Genomic DNA, 25,176 nt, shown 5'->3' with positions numbered 1-25,176 from the left:
CACATGGCTTATTCATACGAAGTAGTGCGACCGTTTGTTGATGCAGAAGATAACAAACCATATGAAGTGGGCGATATTTACCCTACTGACATCACAGATGAACGTATTACTCAATTGCTACATGCTGATAACAAATATAATAAACAATATATTAAGTTAGTTATGGATAGTAAGAATACAAAAGCAGAATTAATTGAAATTGCAGATAAACATGGTATTGAAGTATCTGAAAAAGATACAAAAGCAGACATCTTAGACACATTGGAGGGATAGTATGGCTACATTAGAGAATGTTAAGCTATTACTTTCTATTAACGATAATGTTCAAGATGAACTTTTAAAAAGAATAATAGATAACACTGAAAAGCGTTTGATTAGCTTACTTCCTATCGGTATCGAAGAAGTTCCAGATAGATTGGAATACATCGTCGAAGAAGTAGCAGTCAAGCGCTTTAATCGTGTTGGCGCAGAAGGTATGACGCAGGAAAGCGTAGATGGGCGTTCTAATACGTTTCAAGCAAACGACTTTGACGAATATATGGACGTAATAGATCAATATACGCCACGAACAACAGGTAAACGTGGGACAGGTATTTTCTATTGAGATATAACAAGAGAGTCGTGTTTGCTAAAGAAACGAAAGAAAAGTATAACCCTAAAACAAGCAAAACTGAAACATACGAAAAGCGCTACGATGCAATACCGTGTAATATCAGTCCATTAAGTCCACAAAAAACAGTGGTGCAATACGGAGACATCAACAAAGACATTAATGTTATACGTTTAAACGGTCGTTTTCATCCTACTGTGACACACGCTTATATCAATGATGTTAAGTATCAGATTACAAAACGAATTGACTATGAACACGATACAGTGTTCTACGTTGAGGAGGTTAAGTAATGCGTTTTAAGAGTGGTGGAGATTTCGACGATTTAATCAGAGATTTTGACAGAATGTACGATGATATTGATGATGATGTAGATGAAGTGCTGCAAAACAATGCGATTGAATTTAGTGCAGATACAGTTAAAAGTGCTAAAGAAGTAATGAACAAAGGTTATTGGACTGGTAACTTAGCTAGAATGGTTGAAGATGCTAAAGAAGGGCATCTCAAGTATGGTATCACTTCAAAAGCAGGTTATAGTGGGTTCCTTGAATATGGAACCAGATACATGGAACCAGAAACATTTATGTTCCCAGTCTACCAAGAGTTCACTAAAAAAGTCAGAGCAGACCTCGAAAGATTAATTAACGGTTAGGAGGTATGCGATGCGTCAATCAGTGAATTTACAATTGTTCAATTATCTTTATACAAGGTTTGAAGAACTTGGCGTGCCTATCATTCGCACAAGCGAACTTAACCAAGAATTACCTTATCCATTCATCGCTATTCAAGATATTAAAGACGATATCAATCGTTTAACTTTTGACAGTTACGGTGGCAGTCCTACTGCAACTATCCATATCTGGTGTAAAGATGACGATAAAGGTAAGAATGATGAACTTTATATGCAGGTTCAGTCAATTCTGCTAGATGAGATACAACTAGACGGATATACATTGACACTCCCACAAGTTAGTGTGAATGAAAGTACAGAACAAGAAACTAATCAAACGTTGTCACATACAACTATAAGTGTAGAGTACGCAAGCCATTAAATAGGCTTGCTTTTTTAATACAAAAATTTAGGAGGTATTCAACTTATGCCAACAAAACAGGGTACTGATGAATTAGTTTTAATTCGTAAATTAGGCGATAGAAAAGATGCTAACAAAGTAATGTTAGTGACTGAGTTAGAACGTGAAACTGAAAAAGATAGAGATACAGAAGCTACATTTGATGGCTCTGTTAACTCTGGTGGTACATTAGAGTCTACTGTAACAATCAATTGCTACATGGACCAAAAAGACACGTTATGCGATGAAATCGAAGACGCAACAGAAGATGATACGCCATATGAATTATGGGTAATCAATAAGCGTGTTCAAAATAGCGAAGGTAAGTACAAAGCTGAATATAGACAAGGTTACTGGAATAGTATCACTCGCACTAATGAAGCAGACGGTATTGCTGAATTTGAAACAGAGTTTGGTGTTTATCTTAAAAAACAACGTGGTTATGCTACATTACCGCAAGCAATCGAAGCAGACAAAGCTGCTTATGGCTTCCACGATACTGTTGCATCTGATCCAGCAGACGACGGTTTGGCTGAAAGTATTCCACAACCAACAGAAGTTGAAACTGTATAAACATGAGGGGAAATATCCCCTCTTTTTTATTTGCGCAAATAAAAAATAAGTGAGGTATTTAAATTATGGAAATTACTTACAACGGTAGAAAATTAGAATTATCATTTGGATTTAAAGCATTAAATGCTATTGATAGAAAATTAGGTGTTGAAGCAGAACAAATGAAATTTGGAATGGGCTTACAGTCTACAATTCCTTTTGTATTACAAGGAAATCCAATTACTTTAGGTGAATACATTATCGCTATGACATCACATCATAAAAAACATCCTACTGAAAACGATGTTTTAGATGTTCTAGATGATATTGCTGAAAATCAAGGTTTAGTAGAATTTGCCGAAGAATTAGTGGAGACACTGGGAAAGAGACCTTCAACCCAAAGCCTAGTGCCAGACAGATTCAAAACAGCGAAGAAAGACAACAAGAAGAAATAGAAAACGAGCCTTTAACATACGAAAAGATTATCGTGCTATGTATGAGTAAACTCAAGATATATGACTTGAAACGCATAGAAATGATGACTTTGACTGAATTTAACTATCGTATGTGGGCTTATGAATATGAGCAACTCGATAAAGATATGGAAATGTACAAACTTGCCTTTGCTATACGTGATGCACAAGCTGAACGTAAAAAACGTGGTGGTAAAAAAGGCGAAGTTGAGTACGTATTCAAAAGTGCAAATGACATCATAGATTACGAAGAAAATATCAAGCGCTTAAATAAAGGTGAAGCCATTAAATATGGTTCAGACTCTAAGCAAGAAGTTAACGCACCATCTGATTTGCTCAAAATGATTGCAAATCACAACAATTCTTTAAGAAAGGAGTGATAACGTGGCAGAAGCAAATTATAGTATTAAAGCGCAAATCGAGGCGAATACACGTAAGTTTAAAAGTGCTATTCAATCCGCTAAGAAAGTGGCTCAAAACTTCAAGAAAACACAAGAGTCAATCAAAGATACTAAATTAGATGGCGACTCATCTGGTGTAATGAAAGCAGTTAAAGCAGCGAAAGAAAGTGTTAAAAGTTTCGATAATACTCACGCAGATGCAGAACTAGATGTAGATTTTAGTAAAGTACAAGAACAAGTGAATACTGCTAAAGGTATAGTGAACAGTTTCGACCATTTACATGCAGATGCAGAATTAACAGCGGATATAAAACGTGCTAGAACCAATATAGAAGCACTAGAACGTTACATTGATAATGTAGATAACAAAGACTCTGATATTGATATTTCGGCGGATATTTCAAAAGCAATGAAACGTCTTGATATTTTACGAACTAATTTATCTGCAATTACTAATAAAAACTACGATGCTGAATTAACAGCAGATGCTACTAGAGCAAGAGAAGCAATAAAACGTGCTAAACACGAATTGAACGACTTCGCTAGACAACGTGCTAAAGCTACTATTGATGTAGATATGAAGGGCGCAACCTCCAGAATACAGATGTTCAAAGCTATGCTACGTTCTATCCCTAACCGACATCGTACTCGGCTTGATGTTGACGGTAATCCAGCAATAGCTTTCTTCAAACAACTACACAAAGGTTTAGAAGATTATAGTAATTCATTAGATAGCTTAGCAAACGATATCAGATCATTCGGAACTGTCTTCGGTAACATGATTAAAGGTTCGTTGCTTGCTAACATTTCGTTACTTGTTCCAGCAATAGCAAGCGTCGTACCAGCATTAATGGCAGTATTGAACGCATTAGGCGTAGTTGCTGGTGGTGCTTTAGGTGTAGCTGGCGCATTTGGTGTAGCAGGTGCTGGTGTAGTAGCATTTGGTGCTATGGGCATCAGTGCTTTAAAAATGTTATCAGACGGTACATTAGAAGCAACTAGAGAAACTGAACGTTACGAGGCTTCATTAGAAAGTTTAAAAGGTGCATGGGCAGATCTTATCAAACAAAACCAAGCACAGATATTTAATACATTAGCAAATGCGATTGATACTGCTAAAGTTGCGTTAGCTGGACTTACACCTTTTATCAACGGTGTATCTAAAGGAATGGAACAAGCAAGTGCTAAAATGCTTAATTGGGCTAAAAACTCACAAGTAGCACAGAAGTTCTTCGAGATGATGGGTACAACTGGCGTAAGAATATTTAACAATATGTTAGATGCTGCCGGCTCATTTGGTAGTGGTTTAGTTAGTGTACTTACACAAATTGCTCCATTAGCCGAATGGGTATCACAAGGCTTTAAGAAAATGGGGCAAGCATTTAATGAGTGGGCGCAGTCAGTTGAAGGACAAAACGCAATTAAGTCATTCATCGAATATACTAAACAGAATTTGCCATTAATAGGTCAGATATTCGGTTCAACATTTAAAGGTATCTTCAACTTAATGAAAGCATTTGCTCCTAACACTCATCTTGTATTACAAGGATTAGCAGATATGGCTAAACAATTCGAACAATGGAGTGCGACAATTGCCGAAAGTGATGGATTCAAGAAGTTTATTGAATACGTCCAAGAGAATGGACCTAAACTTATTCAATTAATAGGTAATATCATTAATATTCTTATTAATATTGGTGTAGCTATGGCTCCATTAGCATCAGTAGTTTTAGATGTGGCGTTAGCTATAACTGAATTTATAGGAAAGCTAACAGAAGCTCATCCTATTATTGGTATGATTATGGGAATTGTAGCAACATTAGCAGGTATTTTAATGGCGTTAGCACCAGCGTTCATATTCGTAAATCAAGTAATAATTCCTCTTATTTCAACATTTGGTGGTTTAAGTGGAATAGTTAGTATCGTTATGGGCGTTATAGAAGGTTTAGGCGGTGTACTTGCAGCGTTATCTGGTCCGGTAGGTATAGTAATAGCAGCGGTTGTAGCAGTAATTGCTGTATTCGTTGCTTTGTGGAACTCATCTGAAGTAGTTAGAGATGCAGTTACAGACGCATGGAACGCTATTTCTAGTGCAGTTGGAGATGCTATTCATGCAGTTATCGGGTTCTTACAAGATTTATGGAATGAAGCACAATCAATATTAGCGCCATTGGTACCAATTTTTAAAAATACATGGGATATTATTGTTAAAGTAGTCGAAACAGCAGTTAAATTATTAACACCTATGGTATCTCAAGCATTTAACACAATGGTTAATGTTATTAAAGTAGCGTGGGAAGTTATTAAAGCGATAGTAAAAATAGCTATGGAAGTCATTCTTGGCACGATTACTGCGTTACTTCAAATCTTAGCTGGTGATTGGTCTGGTGCATGGGAAACTATATCAAAAGTCGGCGCAGATATTTGGCAAGCCATTGTAGATATGGCTAAAAATATTTGGCAAATTTTAGGAGATTATTTACAACAAACATGGCAAAATATTGTGAATGGCTTTTCTCAAATATTTGAACCATTAATTAGTCTGGCTAGTCAAATTTGGCAAGCAATCGTTAACGCAGTATTAACAGTTGTCGTTCAATTAGGTGTATTCCTAATGAATTTATGGACTTCTATTGTTACAACTGCACAAACAATCTGGACGACTTTGGTCACAGTGGCTTCCACAATTTGGCAAATGATTGTTACTACAATCGTTACAGTAGTTCAAACGCTAGGTGTGTTCTTATCAACTATATGGCAAACCATTGTTACAGTTGCTCAAACTTTCTGGACGTTGCTTGTTACAGTTGCACAAACAATTTGGACTACATTAGTTACTGTAATTACAACAGTGGTTCAAAGTATAGTAAGTTTCGTTCAAGCTGGTTGGAGTTTACTTTTATCAGTAACAAGCGCAATCATGTCTGCAATTTCTGCATTCATAAGCGCTATTTGGTCAGCTATTGTTAGTATTATCACTTCGATTGTATCAAGCATCATTTCGTTCGTATCAAGTGGTTGGTCGTCGCTAATGAGTATCACTTCATCAATCATGAGTGCCATTTCTAGCTTTATTTCAAGCATTTGGTCATCAATCGTTAGTTTTATTACTAACGCGGTATCAAGAGCAGTTAGTTTTGTATCAAGTGGCTTTTCTAACATGCTTAGCGCAGTTGGTTCTGCAATGTCCGGAATTGTAAGCGCAGTAATAAGTGGTATGTCAAATGTTGTTAGTTCTGTAAGAAATGGCGTATCTAATGCTGTAAATGCTGCTCGTAGCTTTATAAGTCATATGGTTTCTGTTGGTCGTGATTTAATCATGGGACTTATTAATGGTATTAAAGCAATGGCAGGACAAGTTGCATCTGCTGCAAAAAATGTAGTAATGGGTGCGGTTAATGCTGCTAAAAGCGCCTTACACATCGGTTCACCTTCAAAATTATTCAAACAATACGGTGTATGGACTATGGAAGGTTTAGGCATCGGAATTAATAAAGAAGGTAAAAATGTTATCAGTGGCATGGGTAGCATGGCTAATAGTATTACAGACGCGTTTAATAGTAATTTAGCCATTCCAGACATAACTGCCAACATGAAGAAAGTAAACGCTAATATGAACGCTCAAGTGCAACATACACACAATATCAAGACAAATCCATCACAACGTGTAGTTCGTATTGAAATGGACGTTAACAATGAAGCGTTAGCAACGATTGTCAACGAACAAAATGCAAATCGTGATGCAATATTCACATTCTAAGGAGGTCGTTCAATGGATTTAGAAATCAAAAAACAAAATGGAGAAAAGTATACATTGGGCGACTTCGGTTTTGTCGTCGATGATCTAATTATCGAAAGTATGGAAATTGAAGATAACTACGAAACAAAAGAAAATACAAGTGGTCGTATTCTTTTAAGTAGTCAGTATCGCAAACGTAAGATAAACGTTAAGTGTCATGTAAATTCTACAAAATTAAATGATAACGCAAGATTAAGGGACGAGTTCTACAACTTAACTAATTCCACTGAAGAAGTGTGGATAAGAGAGTTAAGAAGAACAGTCCCTTTAAATTATCGTTTTATTGAGCCATTAGAAAATGATTATCAAGAAATAAGCGAGTATAACAATCTTGTGTTAGATCACGAAGAATTTAACGACAATTATTATGTAAATGGTAAACGTTATAAAGTTAAAAATGCTGATGTTATCGTGCCAGATGAAAATGGCAAGAAAATTAGTTTCGATTTAGTATTTGAAACAACTGAAATTCCATTCGCTGAAAGTATTGGTACGTCTCTTGACTTAGAAAAACGACCAGATAAAGAGTTATGGTCGAATGATATGCTTATTCCTTTTGACGAACAAGATGGTTCACGTATCTACTCATTTACTAATATTTGGAATAACGCCATTTATTATCATGGCACAGCAGATAACGACCAATTCAATATGTATAAAAAAGTAACAATCATCTTAGGGGAAGATACAGAAAACTTTACTTTTACCATGACGCATTCTGATGTTATGACGATTCGCAATGTCAAAATGAAAAAAGGTGACAAGATTGAGTATGATGGTGTGCAAACATTCAAAAATGGTACGCCATTAAGTTATGAAGTATCTGGTTCACAGCCGAAGTTCCGTCATGGATGGAATGAGTTTGAATTTAATCAACAAGTTAAATCGGTTAAATTCGATATGAAATTTTATTATAAGTAGGTGTTGCAAATTGCCAATATTAATAAGTCCAAAGCGTGGTCGTGGCAAGTTTGTCAATACCACTACAAATTGGACTGACAAAAACAGTTCAGAAGCAGTATTACAGTTTGAGTTACTTGAAGATGCTTATAATTACGAAGTAGTAAGATCAATAGATAAGCGATGGAGTGTGTCTAGAGTAGAAGGACCGGACGACGAAAAAGAATACTTAGCTTTTTTAATTGACCGTCAAGCGCATGGTACTAAACAACGTGTGACGGTCTCTTGTCGTTATAAGCCGATAGATACTATTAAACGACGTAGAATCTATGCGCCTATTAATGGTAGTTTTACTGCTAAGAAATTCTTAGATATAGCCTTTGGTCCTACTGATTTAGAGTATAAAGTGACAGAAGATAAATTACCTTCATCAGAATTTGAAAACGCTGGCGAAGGTGAAACAGTAGAAGAACTTATCAAAAAAGCTATGTCTCACTGGGATTTAGAATTTTACATTGATTTTGATAAAAAAACTAAAAAATACACGTTTGTATTTACACCTTATAATCAAAAAGAAGTCGATTACATCATAGATGATGAAATCAACGCAAATAATATCAAAGTTGAAGAAGATACTGGCGATATGGCAACGTATTGTGTTGGGTATGGCGATTATACAGATGAACAGGGTATTACTGGTGCTGGTTTGATTATGAAATTTGAACATCCGGATATGAAAGACATTGGAAAATATGAAGCAGAACCTATTAAAGATGGTCGTATTAAAGATGAAGAATTAATGAAGGGCAAGTTACAAAAGGTTATAGATGACTCAATCAAACGTTCGATCAGTTTAGATTTTATTGTACTTAAAAAGTATTACCCAAACGCCAACCCTAGAGTTGGCGACTTGGTAAAGATACGCCATTCTGTATTAGGACTAAATGAAATAGTACGCATTGTTGAAGTTAAGACAAAACGAGATATAAACAACGAAATCGTTAAACAAGAGGTAGTATTAGGTGAATACAGACGTTATGACAGGTATATGAATCGTATCAATGTTGCAGCTAATACTATTGGTGGATTAGGTGGTGGCGCATTTGTTAGAGATTACCGTTCAACAAGTGCCAAAACATCAAGCGTCTTAGCTACAACAATAGAGATGAGAAACGAAGGTAATGCTTCTACTGATAAAGCTGGTTTGATGTCACCAGAAGATAAGAAAAAACTAGATTCTATCGACGCGTCATCGAAATTAACTGCTAAAAAAGTAGACGGTACTGTCATAGATTTAAGCGATAAAGAATTATACATTGACGAAAATGGAAATCTAAAAATTAAGGAGGTCAGCGATAATGCGTAAGACGATATACACTGAAATTGATACGCTTTTTAGCGCTAGACACGTAAGAGAACTAGAGCTTAACTTCATAGCTTTTCGTGACATGGTAACATACGTGGAAGATCAATTGCATCGACATAATTTTGTTGATAATGAAGCGCATCAATCACATCAAATCCAACATACATTTGCTGATGGCTCAACAAGAAGTGTAAAAGACTCTATAAACTGGCTAGATGCTAGAATGAGAGCATTTTTAGTTCCTACTTTAGCTAATGATCAACAAGAAATCATTGATGCTAGAGCAAGTATGGATGGTAAAGTGTCAAAAACATTAGGTGATAGATTAGAATACGATTTTAACTTAGTTAGAACTGACCTAGATAAAGAATTGAATGTTGCTGCTGATAGTTCATACCTATGGACTCCACCTTACATTAAAGGTGCTATGCGTGGTGAAAATGAAACACCATTACACAATGAGCCAGTAGAAAATTTAAAAGTCTTTTACGATAAATTTGTAGATAACGAGTATTGTCGTAAAACTTATATTGGTAAAGACCAATCAGGTGAATATAGTGTTTACTCATATACATTTGAGCCACAACATTATTCTAAAACGCTATTATTAACATCTTGTATTCACGGTAACGAATATAGTGCGTTTTATGCGAATAGTCGTTTCTTAGATTTGGTTGTAAACAAGTGGCATACCGATCCACATTTAGCTTACATTCGTAAAAATGTAAGAATTGTATGTGTACCTATTATTAATCCACATGGATTTGCCAATGATAACCGAGAAAATGTTAATAATGTAGACCTTAACAGAAACTTTGATTATAACTGGAAAGCTGGAAAAGGTACAAATTCAACTGGTAAGAACTTTAAAGGAAAAGCGCCATTCAGCGAACAAGAGTCTAAAAACATGAAAAAATTGGTTGAGGGACTTAACCACATTACTGCTCATGTTGATTGTCATAATATTGTATCTCAAGTATCAGATTATTGTTTATTCTATCCAAGATTTTCTAATCAAGACCACAATATTATGACTCAATTCATGCAAGATGTGAGTAATCACGGTGATTTTGTTACATGGGGATCTAGTACATTGTCATCATTCTCTAACTGGGTAGGTATTAAGAAAAACATTACGTCATATTTACCGGAAATTTATGAAGGGCGTGCCGGTAAACCTCGTGGTGCAGAAGAAATGTGGCGTTCAGTCAATTTCTTAGGTAATATCATTATCCGATTAATGCATACAAATACAAGCGGGCAAGGTAGAACGTCGAACGAAGCTTTTGCTAAAACGTTTGTATATAGTGACAGATACAACAATAAAGGTATTCAAACATTTAGTTTAAAAGCCACTAACAAATATCAACGTATGCTAATGACGCAACAACGTTTTAATATTACAGCAAATGGCATTGTTGAAATGAATGGTTCTATTACAGTGGAAGTTGATAGAGACACAACATTTGGTGTAAGTCCAATGGTAGTACAAAACTATAATCCATGGAGTGGTAATGGAAAATCTGATGAACGTCAATTGTTTAAAACGGAACATAAACTTCCGAAAGGTATTCACACAATACCTATAAATGCGATTGCTCCTGTTCAAATGTCTAGTATTACACCGAGTGACGTTCATAGAACAGCAGAAGTCATGTGTCCTGTTGAAGTTAGACGTTCGGAAGGTGTTTGCCATATTAAGCAACTTATTCAAAATATTAAATTTATTCCTACAGGTTCGCACAATGCATTCCAAGCGTTTACATCAACTGGATACGGTAACCAAAAAGAAAAAACATTCAAGCAAATCTATCCTAACTATGAATCGGCTTATGATGTGCGTAATGAAATTATTACTAAAAAATAGGAGGGTAAGATATGGGTTTAATGGATAAAGATGGTATTTATAAAAATGCTAAAATGATAGCGAGCGACACACCTTATTTAAAACCTTTAAGTAATGAACAGATAGTTTTTTATAACTTAGATGTCAATACAGCTATGCTTACGTTTCAGTTGAGGAAAGATAAATACCCGTTACAAATTAGTAAGTTAAATAGTGATATTGACTTATATGTAGAGTCTGAAAACGGGTCTCGCATCACTTTAGCAGCAACTGAATTTGTTGATCCTCTAAATGGTATTATTCGATTTATTATCGACAAGGATTTTCTGAAGTCTGCGACTGATACTTGGGTTAAAGGCCAAGTAAGAGTTAAGGCAATAGGTCGACCAGATACAGTTATATTGAATGAATTCACGTTCTACGTTAAAGATGCATTAATCAATAAAATTGGTGCAGATGTCAAAATAAGATATATTCGTCAGATTGACGACCTTATTGAAGAAGTTAAAACACGAATTACTTCAGCTATGTTAGGTATTGATAAAGTCGAAAGTGTTCAAGTAAACTTTGATTCTTTCATTAGTCAGCAAAAACAAGATTTAGAAAAGATTGTGACTGATACCGAAATAAGAACGAATAAATTAGTTGATTCAGCACAAAAAGACATTAATTCAGCAATTCAAAATATGCGTGACGAAGCTGATACAATTCGACAAAACTTAAGTGATGAAACATCTGGCGCAGTTACTAAACCAGATGTGGAAACAATGCATACTGGTTATGTAACAACTGCTGATTTTACAGATGCATTAAATACTAAAGCGGATAAAGGTGAGATAGCACCTGCTGGTTTACCAGATAACTTTAACGAATTAGTTAACCAAGCTGTATCAGATAGAATTAATGAATTAAATCAAAACAAGCCATTATTTGATGATAATGGAGAGGTATATGAAATTAATAATCCAGACTTATCGACTATGGACTTTGTTGATACTTCTGGATATTTTTATGCAGTCGGTCCACTTCATACGCCAGATGGTAATGACACAGAGGGTATGTTGCAAATCTTAGCTTATAGTAATTACACTAAAGTTATTTACTCACCTAACGAAACAAATGCTATTTACCTACGTTCAAAATTAGATCAAGTCGGTAACAACTGGACTGACTGGCTCAATATTGGTAGCGAAGTAGAGATTGGTACTAATGATAGTTACACGGAAGAAAGTGATGTAGACACTTCAATAGATAGTACAGAGACAACGTAAAATGAAAGAAGGTGCTAAATATTGAAATACAACTTTAATGAAGTGATAAATTTTATATTACTTTTAGGATTGAGTGCTTTTACGTTTTCAAGAGGTTTCTTTTTTACAAAAGAACAAGATGCAGTTTTAAGTGATAGCGATTTTTATGTTGCGCTACATCATATAATGCCTATTTGGGCTTGGGGCATAATCATTATGATTGCTAGCATTATTTTAGGAGTCTCATCATTCTTTTTGCCTAGACAAAAAACAAACAATACTTGCAATTGGTTACTACTAATAGGTGGTACTATTTGTTCGGTATTGTATTTTTTTATGACATCAGCAAGTATATACAACGCTATTAATTGGCTTTCAACAATTCAATTCAGTATCTTATCAGCGGTCTGTTTTGCAGTTGGTTTTATCGGGGGTGCTGATATCTATGACAGAAGATAGATACGTCACATATAAAGAATGGCGCATCTCAAGAGAAGATATTCTCGAAAAAATCAAAGATGGTGATGACGAAAATTTAAGACACATCAACGAGTTAAATGAAAAAATTGTCGAGGGTAATGTTTATCAAAGACAATCTTTTGAAGTGCAAAAAGATACAAATGAGCAGATAAAGCAATTAAACGATACTAACAGTAAACAATGGGACACAATCAAAGAAATTAAGTTTGTCGTCAAAAATCATGAAGATGAAATCGAGAAATTAGAAGGTACAATCTCAGAAAAACAGAAGAATAGTGTACAGATTACTGTGGCTCTCATAGGCACTGCTGGAACAATCATAGTCGGTGCCTTTGGACTAGCACAGTATTTCTTTTAAGTCGGCACTTATGTGTCGGCTTTTTATTATACAAAAAAGAAGGTGGATAAATGGCGATTTTACCTTCAAGTGGTAAGCCGACTGCATCACAAGTTGCAGCTTGGGCTAAGTGGTTAGCAAGAAACCGTAAAGGTGTAAATGTAGATGGTATGTATGGGTATCAGTGTTAATTCTAGCACCTTTAACGAGCAATCGTTATAGCAAACTCCTCTAATTCATGGGAACTCCTAACGTAAAGACGAGGACAATCATGAGCGAAGCCTAGCAATAGGAACGTGCAACGACTAGTCGAAAGACGTACACTTAAGCGAGTGGAAACGGGGGGCAACCTTATAGGTTGATGATATAGTCTGAACATTCATAGAAATATGAAGAAGGTAACAAGTAGCGAATGTTATCGTAACAAAATTGTGGGACTTACCTAACTACATCTTTAATCGTTATTGGGGCTTTAGAACGTGGGGTAATGCCAATGCGATGGCATATAGAAATCAATACCCTGCAGGTTTTAAAATATATGCAAATACTTCTAAATTCGTTCCTAAGCCAGGTGACATTGCAGTATATACAGGTGGAACATATGGGCATACTAACGTTGTTGTAGGACCTTCAACTACCACTTATTTTACAGCAGTAGATCAAAACTGGAGTCCAGTTAGTGCTGCGTATGGTAGTAGAGCATTATTGGTTAAGCACAGCTATTCTGATGGTCCGGGTGGCGTTAGGTACTTTGTCCGACCACCTTATAAGGCAGAACCTAAAAAGCCAAAACCAAAACCAACAGAGCCAGATAAACCAAAAGATAACAACACAGGCACAACGCCTAAACCGAGTGATACTGAAGAAGCAAAAGAAGTAAAAACTATATTAAAAGATGTAAAAGAAATTAAATTCACAATAGATGATGTAGAAACAAACTTCCCTGCATTTATTCCTCACAGAATAGCAAAAGGTAAAGACAGAGGTCGTTCCCCAAAAAAAGTGTTGATACGTGACGCTGGAACAATGTGTAGTGTGCTTGATTTATACACAACAAGAAGAAAATATATTCGAAATGCAGAGTTGCCACATTACTACATTGATAGAAATTACATTTGGCAACCAAGATATGAACAAATCGAAGTACCAAGCGCACCAGATTGTCTAGTTATTGAAGTTTGTGGCGACTACTCAGATAGTAAAAACGATTTCATTTTAAACGAAATACATGCAATGATTTATCTAATTGGTCGTATGAAGTTTCATAACATTCCAATGAAACAATCATCGTTCATAATTGAAAGTGAATATTGGCGCACTATTTTAGAACATGGCGCTTGGAACACAGTAACTAAAGGTCAGCCAAGTAAAAAAGTCGAAGATAAGACAATAGAGGCATTAATCAATCTATATCAAAATAGAGAAAAATTACTGAATGACATTCCTTCTGATAAAGTAAGCAAGCGCAAAATCAAAGTGGAAGTGTCTAAAGATGACGAAACGACATCAACAAGTAACGATAAACCTAAAGACACAAACACATCAACAAGCAAGACAACTAGCGTTAAGAAAAAACAACCTACTGTTACAGTCGTTTATAGTAAATACACCTACAACAATGCGCTTAATATTCAAATGGCTAGAGCGCCGCAAGTCAACTATGGTAGTGGTTGGTACAACGCTAGTCGAAGTGCTACATCGGCAGCTATGAATAATGCAAAAATATGGAATAACAGTAAAATGCGTTATCAAATGCTTAATTTAGGTAAATATCAAGGTATTCCGGTTAGTAAATTAAATCAAATATTAAAAGGTAAAGGCACACTATCCGGTCAAGGGCAAGCCTTTGCAGACGGTTGTAAAAAATACAATATTAACGAAATTTACCTTATCTCACATGCTTTCTTAGAAAGTGGATATGGAACTTCAAACTTTGCTAGTGGTCGTTACGGTGCTTATAACTACTTTGGTATTGGTGCTTATGATTCTAATCCTAACTATGCTATGACATTAGCTAAAAGTTATGGTTGGACCACACCAGCTAAAGCAATTATTGGTGGTGCTAAGTTTGTAAGACGAGGTTATATCGATAACGGTCAACAAACGCTTTATCGTATGCGTTGGAATCCACAATCACCGGGAACTCATCAATATGCAACAGATATTAACTGGTGTAAGCATCAAGCGAACACTATTTATAACTTATACTCACAAATCGGTATGAAAGGCGAATATTTCATACGAGATAGATATAAATCTTAATTTACAGGACTATGTGCTGACAGCATGTAGTCCTAATTTTATGAAAGAGGTGTCAAAATGGCAGACATTTACAAAACAAAAGAAATTGAAACAAATATTAATGAACGTGGTGTCAATCTAGGTAACGTAGATGTGACACTATATACAATGGATAAAGGTAGCGCTGCGTTCAAGATTCATTTAAAACGTGAAGTGAATTATGGTAATGAAAAGGTGTACGATTCCGTTAATCTGTACACAGCTGATATGACACCTAGAATTGATATTGTTGCAGCAGACGGTTCTGTATTTTCTAATGAGCCAATTGATATCGTTATACCTGAAAGTGGTGTTATTCAATATATTGTTAGCGACTATGTTATTCGTCATGCTGGTAAGATGGACGTTTACATTTATTTAGAAAATAAAAGTGAAAGCGTACAAGTCGCTAACTTCTATTTTTATATTGAAGAAGATGGAGTGGCACGACGTTTAGGCAAAGAAATTACAGGTGATCGTTTAGACGATATTGTTAAAAACGTTATGAGTGGTCAATTAATGGAATTATTAAGTGAAGATTATAGAGAGCAACTTGATAAAGAAATCAAACAGTTTTTGTCAGATAACAATAAAGACTTTAATCTTAAATTTGAAGATTTAACTCGTGAAGAAAAAGATGAACTAACGAAGGATTTAACTAATAAAGGTTTAGCAGATTTTAGAATTGAAGATAATAGTATTTTTAATGAGAAGTTAGTAGATGGTACAATCCAACCAGAAAAAACAACATTCTTTGATATTAAAAGAAGTTCTAACTTACTAGACATTAATAAAGTTACTTATAACAAAAACATTGATTCTAGTGGGAATATTGTAGATGATAGTAACCGTTGGATTAGTGACTTTATACCTATGACTTCTAATGAATCTATTAGTTTTACTAAAGGTTCTTTTGCTTTAGCGTTATATGATGAAAATAAAAACTTTATTAGTAGAGTAGGAATTAGTACAAGCCCTTACAGCCCACGCAGTGTTTCTAATCTAGGATTTATCAGAATTATTTCTTCAAGTGATTTATCTAATCTAATGTTTAATAAGGGCGAATCTTTACTACCATACGAAAAAGGTTATGGCGAAATTGTTAAGTTAAAAAAATCTTACTATGATACTTTTGACTTTAAAGATGGTGTGGTTACTACTAATAAAATCAAAGATGATGCAGTAACTACTGATAAAATCAAAAATAATTCAATTACACCAGAGAAAACAACATTTATTACATCAAAAGAAAGTAAAAATCTACTTAGTAAAATAACAATTCAACCTAATAAATCTATTGATACAGATGGAACAGTTATAGAAGATTCTGCACGTTGGTTGAGTGACTATATTGAGTTAGATAGTGTTGTAGGTGAAAAATTAAATATTACACAAGACCGTTATCGTTTGGCACTTTATGATAAAGATAAAAAATTCATCAGTCGTGTTGGTTTAACTGGTACGTCACAATATGCACCTAATCCTGCAACTGGTCTTAAATATATTCGTATTATCGGATATATGACAAATGACTACACTAAAATTATGGTTAACAAAGGCGAAACACTTTTACCACTAGAAAAGCCAGAAAATAGTACAAAAATGAATGCTAATATCAAAGTGACACCAGATAGCTTAATACAGTACCAAAAATCTAATAATATCTTTAATAAAAATGATATTCAATTCAATAAAACATTAGATATAAACGGAAATATTGTAGATGATCAAAACTGGGTAGTTACACCTAAAATAGCAGTTGAAGGTAAAACAGTATCATTTACACAAGACATGACGGTACTTTGGGCTGTTTTTGATGAAAACGATAATCTAATCTCTAGAAGTCAAAAAAACAATGGTGCTACAACAACATTAAGCCTAAGTGATAGTGCTAGTTATTTTATTTTATCAGTGGTTAAAACGACATTAGATCGTTTTATGGCTAATTATGGTTCTACACTTTTACCTTACGAAGATTTTGGTTATACATTAGTATCTACTAATGAAACACCTATTAAAATTTCAGAAGATATCGTGCCAAAAAGTTCGGGTGGAGTTAATGTAGATGCAGAGGACATCACTATTGTTGAGTTAAATAACTCAAAACAAATTGCTACCGAATACAAAAATAATCTACCTAGTAATAAAACTGCTAGTGTATATACTAAAGATGGTAAAGTGCAGTTCGATAGTATAATTTTTTCATCTGATGATACTAATGCAGAAATAATTATCACATATGAAAATGACGAAGGTGAGCAAGTTAATGATAAAATTATAAAACCTGATGACAATACAGATTTACCATTAACAATTGATAATATTGCAACATACGGCTACCCTAAAACTCAATTCTTGTTATATAACCCTAAAAAGAATTTATATAAACTATCATTAAATGCTCTTAATTTTAGTAACAATGTTCAAATTAGTGTAAAAAACAATCATACTAGTTCAATTAACGTAAGTATTCAGTTAGTAGGTAGATACTATGTTTAAGTTTGATAGATACGATTGGAACTATACAACCAACCCTTATCCTAAATATAATGATTATATCGACTACGTTGATAGTCTTTTGTTACCTTTGAATTTTAAAAAAGAAGTCATAGGTAAAAGTGCTGATGGACAATTCAATATTTATGCTTATAGTAAAGATTTAGATAAACCTGTTTACTGGATTGATGGTACTGTACATGGTTCGGAATGGCAATCAGCGTACTTCCCACTAGATTTTATCGTTGAAGTTTGGGGCGATAAACACCATAACAAATTATTAACAAAAGCTATACGTGATAATTTTGGCATACACTATATACCTAGCATAAGTCCCTATGGTTTTGAAAATGTGACTTATACTAATGCAAATGGTGTTAATATTAACCGTCAATTTGATAATTATTGGGAAAAAGCAGACGCAAATTTAGAGCCTTTTAACCCTAACTATAAAGGGACTTCTGTTCTAAGCGAAAGTGAGGCTAAAGCATTTGTCGATGAATTTGATAAAATCAAACCTTATATGGTAGCTAATTGTCATACGACTTTTGGAGAGGCTAGTGGTATGACAATTCAACGCAGACATACTCACTATCTGATTCAATCTATGGATGCTATGAACACATTAAGGTTAACTTATAACGAGATTGGCACAGCAGAGTGGTCGTCTCAATACGGACCAACTATTGCTGGTTGGTGTGCAACTCAGACATCTAAGGAAGGTACACCAGTTTATTCAACGGTATTAGAGTCTCAAGGTAATACCGATAAAGTAAATGTTGGTATTCCTGCATTGTATATTATTGCAATCACAATGATTAATTGGAAAAATAACGGAAAAATGATAACAAATAGCATTAATAATATTTTAAGCTGACCTTTTTAGGTCGGCTTTTTATTTTGAATAAGGAGTGAAAAAATGGAAAGTATTATTGCATTTGCAACAGTGATTTCAGTTATAACTATCGCATTAACACAATTAGTTAAGCAAGCTGGCGTATCAAAAAATATTGTGCCTTTAATTGCTATCGGTATTGGTATCGTTTTAGGTGGTGTTACAGCTTTTATTCCAGAAATTGTTACCGAATTATCGATTGGTGGTCGTTTGCTTGCTGGTTTGATTAGCGGGCTAATGGCAACAGGCATTTGGGAAACTGTAAGAACACGTACAGGATCAACTAAAGATAAAAATAATAAAATTGGTGGAGGTCGTGCATAATGACAGAAAAATGGAATGGTGTTCCCGTTAAATATGATTTCTTGCCTATTGGAACACGTAGAAGTGGGCAACCTTTAACTAGTAAAAAACCTTTGTTTGCGGTAGCGCACGACACAGGGAATCCAGAAACCACTGCACAAACAAATGTTAATTATTATAAAAACACATACATGATTGATTGGTCATTAGTAGCAAGCGCACATATCTTTGTCGATGACAAAGAGTGTATTGTTTGTATTCCAGTTACTGAGAAAGCATGGCATGTATTATATAATACACCAACTGACAACCAATGGTATAACGCTGATGCAAACGATGTAGCATTTGGTGTGGAAGGTAGTTATTTCCCTAGTAGTCAAGAACGTTCTCGTAAGTCATTAGATAATATGGCACGTGTATTAGCTTATTTATGTAATTATTGGGACATTGATTACAAAACAGAAGTGCCAGGTCATCAAGATATTCAAAATGACAAAATCGATCCCGGCAATTTATTAGAAGCATGTGGTTATTCACGCAATGTTAAAAACCTTGATAAGCAAATAGCAAAATACATTAATGGGGTACAAGAAAAAACAAGCGAGAAACCTAGTGAACAATTATCAGAGAAGACAAAAGAAAAAGCGACGCCATCACCACAAAGTGTTGTTAAGTATAAAGAAGCGATTGAATATATGCACAGTCTGAAAGGTCAGTTTGTAGACTTTGATAATATGTATGCTTATCAATGCGCAGATTTAAGTGTAGACTTCATATATCACGTTACCGGTGGAGTTAGATTTTATGGTAACGCCAAAGAATTGCATACTTTAAATGCTATGCCTAAAGGTTGGAAAGTAGTTAAAAACACAAGAAATTATATTCCTCCTATTTGCGCTATTGCAGTGTATACTGAGGGTATTTATAGAGAATGGGGGCATACAGGCTTAGTTTGGGACAATTCGGGTGGTACAAATACATTCACAATCTTAGAGCAAAACTATGATGGAAATGCCAATACACCAGCTAAATTGCGTGAAGATGATTATACAGGCTTAACCCACTTTATTGTTCCAGACTTTGCCGATGATAGCGTAGATTTAACAGATATTAAAGAAGTTAAAACAGCGACACGTAAATCAAATGGATCATTGACTATAAATGCAACACCTCCTAAAAAACTCACGTGGAGTAACCAACCATACTTCAAAGCCGTTGCAGATAATGCTGGCGTAAGTATTTGTAGACCAAATCATAACAATGTCATGGTAGTTACAAACGAAATATATAAACCGGGCGATGTGTTCTACGTGTATGAAATTCGTAATGGTTGGGCTAGAGTTTACAGTCCAAGTAACGACGGTTATGTATGGTACGAGCGCTTAATTGTTAAAGATATTTATAAAACTTCAGGTGGGAGTAAATTAGCGAATAAACCGAATAAACAAATAGTTAACCAAAAAAACAAACTAGATAGTACTACTGGATTAAAAGTTGGTAGCATTCCACCTAAAAGTATGAAGAAATCATCTAAGGCTAGATTTAGAGCAAGAGTTGACCATTATGGAGCCACTTTAGTTAAATTTAAAGGTAAGGAATGGTATACAACAAACGATGTTTATAGAGCAGGATATAGTCAATTTTATGTGTTTGAAGTTAAAGAGGGCTGGTGTCGTGTTTATTCAAAAAATAATAACGGGTGGATATGGTATGAGCGTTTAAGAGTTGCAGAAATATTTTAATGTGTTATAGTATGCATAGTACATTATCTGAGCCTCCAATTTAGGGTAGTCCTAGTGACTGCCCTATTTTTAATGCCTAATATTTTAAAAAATATTTTATTACTTTCTTATTGTGTAGTATAATTATATATGTAAGGTTGATATATACCTTACAGACCTACATGTAAGGAGGTGAGAGCCGTTGCATGAGGTTATAAAAATACTCCTAGGAGAACCAGTACAAGTCGCAATTCTACTAATTATCCCAGGAGCCCTAAAACAACTTAGATTATGGCACATTGACTATTTAAGTCAAAAGCCTAACAACAAAGATTAATATAACCGGAGGCGTTAAGCCTCCTCCTTACATGTTTATTATATATTTTATTAAAGGGGGTTTCAAGTAATGAATTATATTATGACATTAATAGCTATTACAGTTATTTTACTTCTCCCACAATTTATTAAATACGCAAGAATTAAACACATGAAATCATTAGGATACAGATATGAAGGTGAAAAACTTGTCAGAATACAAGAAAAAAATAATTGAATTGATCGAGAGTGATATAACAGGGTATCAAGTATCCAAAGATACAGGGTTAAGCCAAACGGTTATGTCGTCTTTAAGAACTGGCAAGCGCTATATAGACAACTTAAAGTTGGGAACAGCTGAAAAGCTATACGAGTACGCATGTAAAGTGTTATAGTGGTAATCTATAATCACTACATTAACCACCCACAAATGACACTGTGTGGTTTTTCTAGTAGATTTCTAATAATTTTCTAGCTTTGTGACTGACATAGATGTCACTCGCAAATGTGTTATAATACATTCATTTCCTGGCTAGCAAAAAACGCAATCCCTAACAAGGAAGTGGCACGCGTTACAGGTTCAAGTGTCTTAACCGTATTTTAATAGGTACGGTTATTTTTTTATGCTTAAAAATAAAAGCGAAAACCGGGATAAATTCCCGGTTATTTTTGTACTTAAAATCACACGGAAGATATTGATTTAAATAAAAAAGCGCCATCTGAAAAAATAGGTGTGGGTTCAGATAACGCATAGAAAATTAAATAATTATAGAAAAGGTTATTTTCTTGTTCAACATAAATATAAGGATGAACTCCAAAAGTGAGTATATCAAATATTTACATAAATGAAACCGAAAAAATAAGAAATATAATAAAAACACTTCTAGGACATACAGTATTGGCAGTACTGATAGTTCCGGAAGTGTTAAAACAACTTAGGATAAGAAATGGCATCTCGGTTACCTAGACCGAAAACCAAATAACAAAGGATGATTTTTTCGGAGCCTTAGGAGGAGCTCCTTGTTCTTAAAGTGTATAACAAATTATGGAGGTTTTCAATTATGACAGGACAAATGTATATAACGATTATAAAAATAGTGCTATCTGAAAACTTTACAGAGAGATCAGATAGCGCCGAGAAGTAATGTCGTAGAAAGGAGTTAAACATTCATCTATAGTTTTATCGATGAACTAGATATAACGATAACAGATAATATCTAGAAAAGAAATAGAAAAGCTTAATCATTTTCAATATACTGTTGAGATACTAAAAAAGGTAAAAAACGAAACGTCTCTAACCCTAGAGCGACAAGCGATTGAGGAGACAAACCGACAACAAAACCGACAACATTGAGCAATATTCAGTAAGTTGTCGACTTCGTTGTCGGCTTAGATTTAAAACTATTTTAAACTATATAAAGAAAACCCCGTAATAACGGGGTTTTTAATCTCTATTTGATACTATTTAAAGGTAACAAACGGAAACGGAGGGATTCGAACCCTCGCGCCGCTCTCGCGACCTACACCCTTAGCAGGGGCGCCTCTTCAGCCAACTTGAGTACGTTTCCATATGGCTCCGCAGGTAGGATTCGAACCTACGACCGATCGGTTAACAGCCGATAGCTCTACCACTGAGCTACTGCGGAATAATATGTATTTATATAATGTATCTCTATGAGCACAAATATTATTATATCAATAAACTTAAAATTTGCAAGGGATTATATTTAAAAAATATACGGAACATTTACACTATATTAATATAAAAGTCCCGTATGATTTAAAATTAAACGTAAAACTATTTATCTTGTAATAGTGAATAATGTGAAAGTGCTTCGAAAATATTTAAAGTCGTTTTCTCATAATCAATTGGCATTTCTGGATTGTTTGACTTCATACGAGATTGTTTATCGACCATGTAATAATAAAAAATGCAGTTAGAGTATTGGTGCCAAATACTGTGGTAGGAAACATTAAGTGTTAATGTTTGATGATTTGCAAAAATAATTTTACATTTTCGATTTTTAAGAGGTTTAATTTCATGTACATAATGCATATTAATCCACATGTTTTCTTCTAAACGGTCTGAATGCGTAGGGAAAAAATAAGTGGGGAAGAGAGGAGTCAATAAAATAGGTGGTTTACTAGTAATGCCGGCAATTCGTTGAGTTTCGGATTTCTTACTAATATAGCTATTACCATAAAATTTACATGAGCGTTCGACGATTTTTTGAGTTTTGAATGGGCTTGAAACTATTGTGGAATCATATTTCCATATTTCTGATCCTTTTGTTTGCTCATAATCATCAATGACGGGTTTGATTATCATATCTCCTTTTCGAATAATATATACAGTATTTTGGCTTTGAGAAATATTTGTCATCTCTTAACCTCCTTAAATTTATATCATTATTAAGCGCTAAAAACTCAACGATTAATAATATAAATTTATTATATAAAATTTTTATATGTTGTCAAGATAATCATTACATATAAAATTATACTTATTTTTTGTGAAAAGTCAGAATATTCGATTGATTTAAAAAATAAAAGCTTGTATACTATCCTTATACAAAAAAGAAAGGCAGTGATTACAATGAATCACAACACGAATGTCAAAAATACGACACTAGAAGATTTTGTAACGACAGTTAATGATTTAGGCGTTGAGCTAGTCATTGAAGAGGCACTTCGTCTAGGACGAAAGAAACAGTTAATGAAATTGATTGATGAAGCGTTGATTAATAAGAACGAAGAAGATTTTATTAACTATACTACTGAATATAAAAATCTGGAGGCATTTCTCAATGAGTAAATTTGGATCCTGTAACTCATTATAAAAGGTCTATTCACTACTTAAATCAAAGTTAGCGAATAGACCTTTTTACATTTTATTTTTGACCACCGTTTGATTTTCCCTCAATTTTATTTCGAATCCATTTTACTAAATATCCTGTTATAACAATTCTAAGTACGCGTTTGATAATATTCATACTAGCTTACTCCTTTTTTTAGGTTTATTTGAGTTTACCCGTTCTACACATTATTAAAGATAATTTCTAAAATTACTGATTAAATTTTTGGATGGCGGTTATTTGGTATAAATATATAGCCATTTTGATCAGCTTTAGTTGTAAAGACTATGATAATACCATGGATAATTGAAATAATGGTTGGAATAGTAGTCCAAAAGAACACTAAATGAAGCACGCCTTGCCACACTTTGTCTGCGTAAAATTTATGAATGCCGACACCACCCAAAAATAAAGAACATAATACATATAATGTTTTATTAACTCTCATAACTATGTTGCCTCCTTAATCTCATATTTTAAGCATTTCAAAAATTAAATCAAATATTACTGAGGTGATTGGAAAAATGATTATAATTACAATCAAAATGTTTCAATTTACTGCAATTAATTTATTATTATTTGTAAATTTTATATAATATAGTTAACAAACTAATGGAGAGGAGAATGGTAAATTGATCAGAAAAGCACGTCCGAGCGACAGTAAGGAAATAGCGGAATTATGTTATATCATTTGGCATGATATGGAACTAGATATTGTACAAGAAATCACTAAAGAACGTGTTATTCATGCAATTGAAGAGAGTATAGTCAATATTAAATATAGAACGAATTATAATAACATTTGGGTATATGAGCAAGACAATCATGTTGCAGGATGCATCATAGCATATAAGGGTGATAAAGAATTAGAGTTAGAAGCTACATGGAATAAATTGCCGTTGGAAGAAGACATAAAAGCACTAGGTACGCCATTACCTTTGAAAGAATCTAAAGATGATGAATGGTACATTGAGGCTGTTGCAACATTCTCGGAATATAGAGGACAGGGTATTGCAACTAAATTATTTAATTATTTAATATCTACATACTCAGATAGAAAGTGGAGCTTAAGTTGTGACTACGATAATCCAAGAGCTAAGAAATTATACGAACGTTTAGGTTTTAAATGGACTGAGGATATAGAGTTGTATGGCCATCAATATTTACATATGGTTTATTCTTCATAGGTAAAAAATAAAACGGAGGAGACAGAAACTATAATTAGTT

At 34.2% G+C, this 25,176-nt stretch carries 27 protein-coding genes, 2 tRNA genes and 1 pseudogene; 25 read left to right on the top strand and 5 right to left on the bottom strand.

Going from position 1 to position 25,176, the window contains the following annotated elements; all coding sequences use genetic code 11:
- The first annotated feature begins 3 nt into the window (after positions 1–3).
- The 23 genes and pseudogenes from SBL16_RS00785 (at position 4) to SBL16_RS00675 (ending at position 22,087) form a co-directional block, all read left to right on the top strand.
- Positions 4–273 (top strand): hypothetical protein, encoded by a 270-nt coding sequence (locus SBL16_RS00785; protein ID WP_107611346.1) that lies wholly within the window; start codon positions 4–6, stop codon positions 271–273.
- A gap of 1 nt (position 274) precedes the next feature.
- Entirely contained in the window at positions 275–604 is a 330-nt protein-coding gene (locus tag SBL16_RS00780) for a phage head-tail connector protein (RefSeq protein ID WP_317952337.1), read from the top strand.
- Positions 601–903: a hypothetical protein gene (locus SBL16_RS00775; protein ID WP_317952335.1), complete on the top strand. Its 303-nt coding sequence runs from the start codon at positions 601–603 to the stop codon at positions 901–903. Before SBL16_RS00780 ends, SBL16_RS00775 begins: the two co-directional genes overlap by 4 nt.
- The gene (locus SBL16_RS00770; protein ID WP_317952333.1) at positions 903–1,262 is read left to right on the top strand and encodes an HK97-gp10 family putative phage morphogenesis protein; all 360 of its coding nucleotides are present in this window, start codon (positions 903–905) and stop codon (positions 1,260–1,262) included. Before SBL16_RS00775 ends, SBL16_RS00770 begins: the two co-directional genes overlap by 1 nt.
- Before the next feature lie 10 nt (positions 1,263–1,272).
- Positions 1,273–1,662, top strand: a complete 390-nt coding sequence (locus tag SBL16_RS00765) for a hypothetical protein (RefSeq protein ID WP_107638560.1) — start codon at positions 1,273–1,275, stop codon at positions 1,660–1,662.
- 45 nt (positions 1,663–1,707) lie between these two features.
- Positions 1,708–2,253, top strand: a complete 546-nt coding sequence (locus SBL16_RS00760; RefSeq protein ID WP_317952330.1) for a phage major tail protein, TP901-1 family — start codon at positions 1,708–1,710, stop codon at positions 2,251–2,253.
- 65 nt (positions 2,254–2,318) lie between these two features.
- Positions 2,319–2,687, top strand: coding sequence for a tail assembly chaperone (locus SBL16_RS00755; RefSeq protein WP_242279016.1), 369 nt, complete (start codon positions 2,319–2,321; stop codon positions 2,685–2,687).
- A 41-nt stretch (positions 2,688–2,728) separates the two neighbouring features.
- Entirely contained in the window at positions 2,729–3,085 is a 357-nt protein-coding gene (locus SBL16_RS00750; protein ID WP_317952327.1) for a hypothetical protein, read from the top strand.
- A gap of 4 nt (positions 3,086–3,089) precedes the next feature.
- Positions 3,090–6,866, top strand: coding sequence for a phage tail protein (locus SBL16_RS00745; RefSeq protein ID WP_317952325.1), 3,777 nt, complete (start codon positions 3,090–3,092; stop codon positions 6,864–6,866).
- Between the two features lie 12 nt (positions 6,867–6,878).
- Positions 6,879–7,826 carry a phage tail domain-containing protein gene (locus tag SBL16_RS00740; protein ID WP_107611339.1) on the top strand — a complete coding sequence of 316 codons (948 nt, stop codon included), beginning with the start codon at positions 6,879–6,881 and terminating at the stop codon, positions 7,824–7,826.
- A 10-nt stretch (positions 7,827–7,836) separates the two neighbouring features.
- Positions 7,837–9,171 (top strand): phage tail protein, encoded by a 1,335-nt coding sequence (locus SBL16_RS00735; protein WP_317952321.1) that lies wholly within the window; start codon positions 7,837–7,839, stop codon positions 9,169–9,171.
- Positions 9,164–11,038: a M14 family metallopeptidase gene (locus SBL16_RS00730; RefSeq protein WP_317952319.1), complete on the top strand. Its 1,875-nt coding sequence runs from the start codon at positions 9,164–9,166 to the stop codon at positions 11,036–11,038. The genes SBL16_RS00735 and SBL16_RS00730 overlap by 8 nt, the downstream gene beginning before the upstream one ends.
- Before the next feature lie 11 nt (positions 11,039–11,049).
- The gene (locus tag SBL16_RS00725; protein ID WP_317952317.1) at positions 11,050–12,288 is read left to right on the top strand and encodes a BppU family phage baseplate upper protein; all 1,239 of its coding nucleotides are present in this window, start codon (positions 11,050–11,052) and stop codon (positions 12,286–12,288) included.
- Between the two features lie 21 nt (positions 12,289–12,309).
- Positions 12,310–12,726, top strand: a complete 417-nt coding sequence (locus SBL16_RS00720; protein ID WP_107611335.1) for a hypothetical protein — start codon at positions 12,310–12,312, stop codon at positions 12,724–12,726.
- Complete coding sequence (locus SBL16_RS00715) at positions 12,713–13,105, top strand: hypothetical protein (RefSeq protein ID WP_107611334.1); 393 nt, start codon at positions 12,713–12,715, stop codon at positions 13,103–13,105. The genes SBL16_RS00720 and SBL16_RS00715 overlap by 14 nt, the downstream gene beginning before the upstream one ends.
- Before the next feature lie 408 nt (positions 13,106–13,513).
- Positions 13,514–15,346 carry a glucosaminidase domain-containing protein gene (locus SBL16_RS00710; RefSeq protein WP_317952314.1) on the top strand — a complete coding sequence of 611 codons (1,833 nt, stop codon included), beginning with the start codon at positions 13,514–13,516 and terminating at the stop codon, positions 15,344–15,346.
- A gap of 57 nt (positions 15,347–15,403) precedes the next feature.
- On the top strand, positions 15,404–17,863 hold the full coding sequence (locus SBL16_RS00705) for a BppU family phage baseplate upper protein (RefSeq protein WP_142837052.1): 2,460 nt from the start codon (positions 15,404–15,406) through the stop codon (positions 17,861–17,863).
- Positions 17,856–18,737 carry a M14 family metallopeptidase gene (locus tag SBL16_RS00700; RefSeq protein WP_142837053.1) on the top strand — a complete coding sequence of 294 codons (882 nt, stop codon included), beginning with the start codon at positions 17,856–17,858 and terminating at the stop codon, positions 18,735–18,737. Before SBL16_RS00705 ends, SBL16_RS00700 begins: the two co-directional genes overlap by 8 nt.
- A gap of 42 nt (positions 18,738–18,779) precedes the next feature.
- The gene (locus SBL16_RS00695; RefSeq protein ID WP_107611330.1) at positions 18,780–19,079 is read left to right on the top strand and encodes a hypothetical protein; all 300 of its coding nucleotides are present in this window, start codon (positions 18,780–18,782) and stop codon (positions 19,077–19,079) included.
- Positions 19,079–20,800: an N-acetylmuramoyl-L-alanine amidase gene (locus tag SBL16_RS00690; RefSeq protein WP_317952310.1), complete on the top strand. Its 1,722-nt coding sequence runs from the start codon at positions 19,079–19,081 to the stop codon at positions 20,798–20,800. Before SBL16_RS00695 ends, SBL16_RS00690 begins: the two co-directional genes overlap by 1 nt.
- 181 nt (positions 20,801–20,981) lie before the next feature.
- The gene (locus SBL16_RS00685) at positions 20,982–21,116 is read left to right on the top strand and encodes a hypothetical protein (protein ID WP_317952309.1); all 135 of its coding nucleotides are present in this window, start codon (positions 20,982–20,984) and stop codon (positions 21,114–21,116) included.
- A gap of 187 nt (positions 21,117–21,303) precedes the next feature.
- The gene (locus SBL16_RS00680; protein ID WP_182703524.1) at positions 21,304–21,489 is read left to right on the top strand and encodes a helix-turn-helix domain-containing protein; all 186 of its coding nucleotides are present in this window, start codon (positions 21,304–21,306) and stop codon (positions 21,487–21,489) included.
- Positions 21,490–21,953: 464 nt separating this feature from the next.
- Positions 21,954–22,087 (top strand): annotated as a pseudogene (locus SBL16_RS00675) (hypothetical protein).
- Positions 22,088–22,573: 486 nt separating this feature from the next.
- Here the strand turns inward: SBL16_RS00675 and SBL16_RS00670 are convergent.
- From SBL16_RS00670 to SBL16_RS00660, 3 genes are all read right to left on the bottom strand, one after another.
- Positions 22,574–22,662: transfer RNA gene (locus SBL16_RS00670), tRNA-Ser, on the bottom strand.
- A 3-nt stretch (positions 22,663–22,665) separates the two neighbouring features.
- Positions 22,666–22,740, bottom strand: a tRNA-Asn gene (locus SBL16_RS00665).
- 152 nt (positions 22,741–22,892) lie between these two features.
- The gene (locus SBL16_RS00660) at positions 22,893–23,477 is read right to left on the bottom strand and encodes a competence protein ComK (RefSeq protein ID WP_011276196.1); all 585 of its coding nucleotides are present in this window, start codon (positions 23,475–23,477) and stop codon (positions 22,893–22,895) included.
- A 213-nt stretch (positions 23,478–23,690) separates the two neighbouring features.
- Between SBL16_RS00660 and SBL16_RS00655 the strand changes: the two genes are divergently transcribed.
- The gene (locus SBL16_RS00655) at positions 23,691–23,909 is read left to right on the top strand and encodes an IDEAL domain-containing protein (RefSeq protein ID WP_107611327.1); all 219 of its coding nucleotides are present in this window, start codon (positions 23,691–23,693) and stop codon (positions 23,907–23,909) included.
- 76 nt (positions 23,910–23,985) lie between these two features.
- Here the strand turns inward: SBL16_RS00655 and SBL16_RS00650 are convergent, their stop codons facing one another.
- Together SBL16_RS00650 and SBL16_RS00645 are read right to left on the bottom strand one after the other, a co-directional pair.
- A complete protein-coding gene (locus SBL16_RS00650; protein WP_011276194.1) occupies positions 23,986–24,087 on the bottom strand; it encodes an SAR1012 family small protein in 102 nt (33 codons plus the stop codon).
- Positions 24,088–24,166: 79 nt separating this feature from the next.
- Positions 24,167–24,397 carry an NINE protein gene (locus tag SBL16_RS00645; RefSeq protein ID WP_107611326.1) on the bottom strand — a complete coding sequence of 77 codons (231 nt, stop codon included), beginning with the start codon at positions 24,395–24,397 and terminating at the stop codon, positions 24,167–24,169.
- Between the two features lie 184 nt (positions 24,398–24,581).
- On the opposite strand from SBL16_RS00645, the gene SBL16_RS00640 reads away from it, so the two are divergent.
- Positions 24,582–25,136 carry a GNAT family N-acetyltransferase gene (locus SBL16_RS00640; protein WP_107611325.1) on the top strand — a complete coding sequence of 185 codons (555 nt, stop codon included), beginning with the start codon at positions 24,582–24,584 and terminating at the stop codon, positions 25,134–25,136.
- Positions 25,137–25,176 lie beyond the last annotated feature (40 nt).

It is taken from the genome of Staphylococcus sp. NWU MK-U1 (assembly GCF_033283505.1).
Classification (GTDB): domain Bacteria; phylum Bacillota; class Bacilli; order Staphylococcales; family Staphylococcaceae; genus Staphylococcus; species Staphylococcus haemolyticus.
This window is presented reverse-complemented; position numbering and strand designations above follow the sequence as displayed.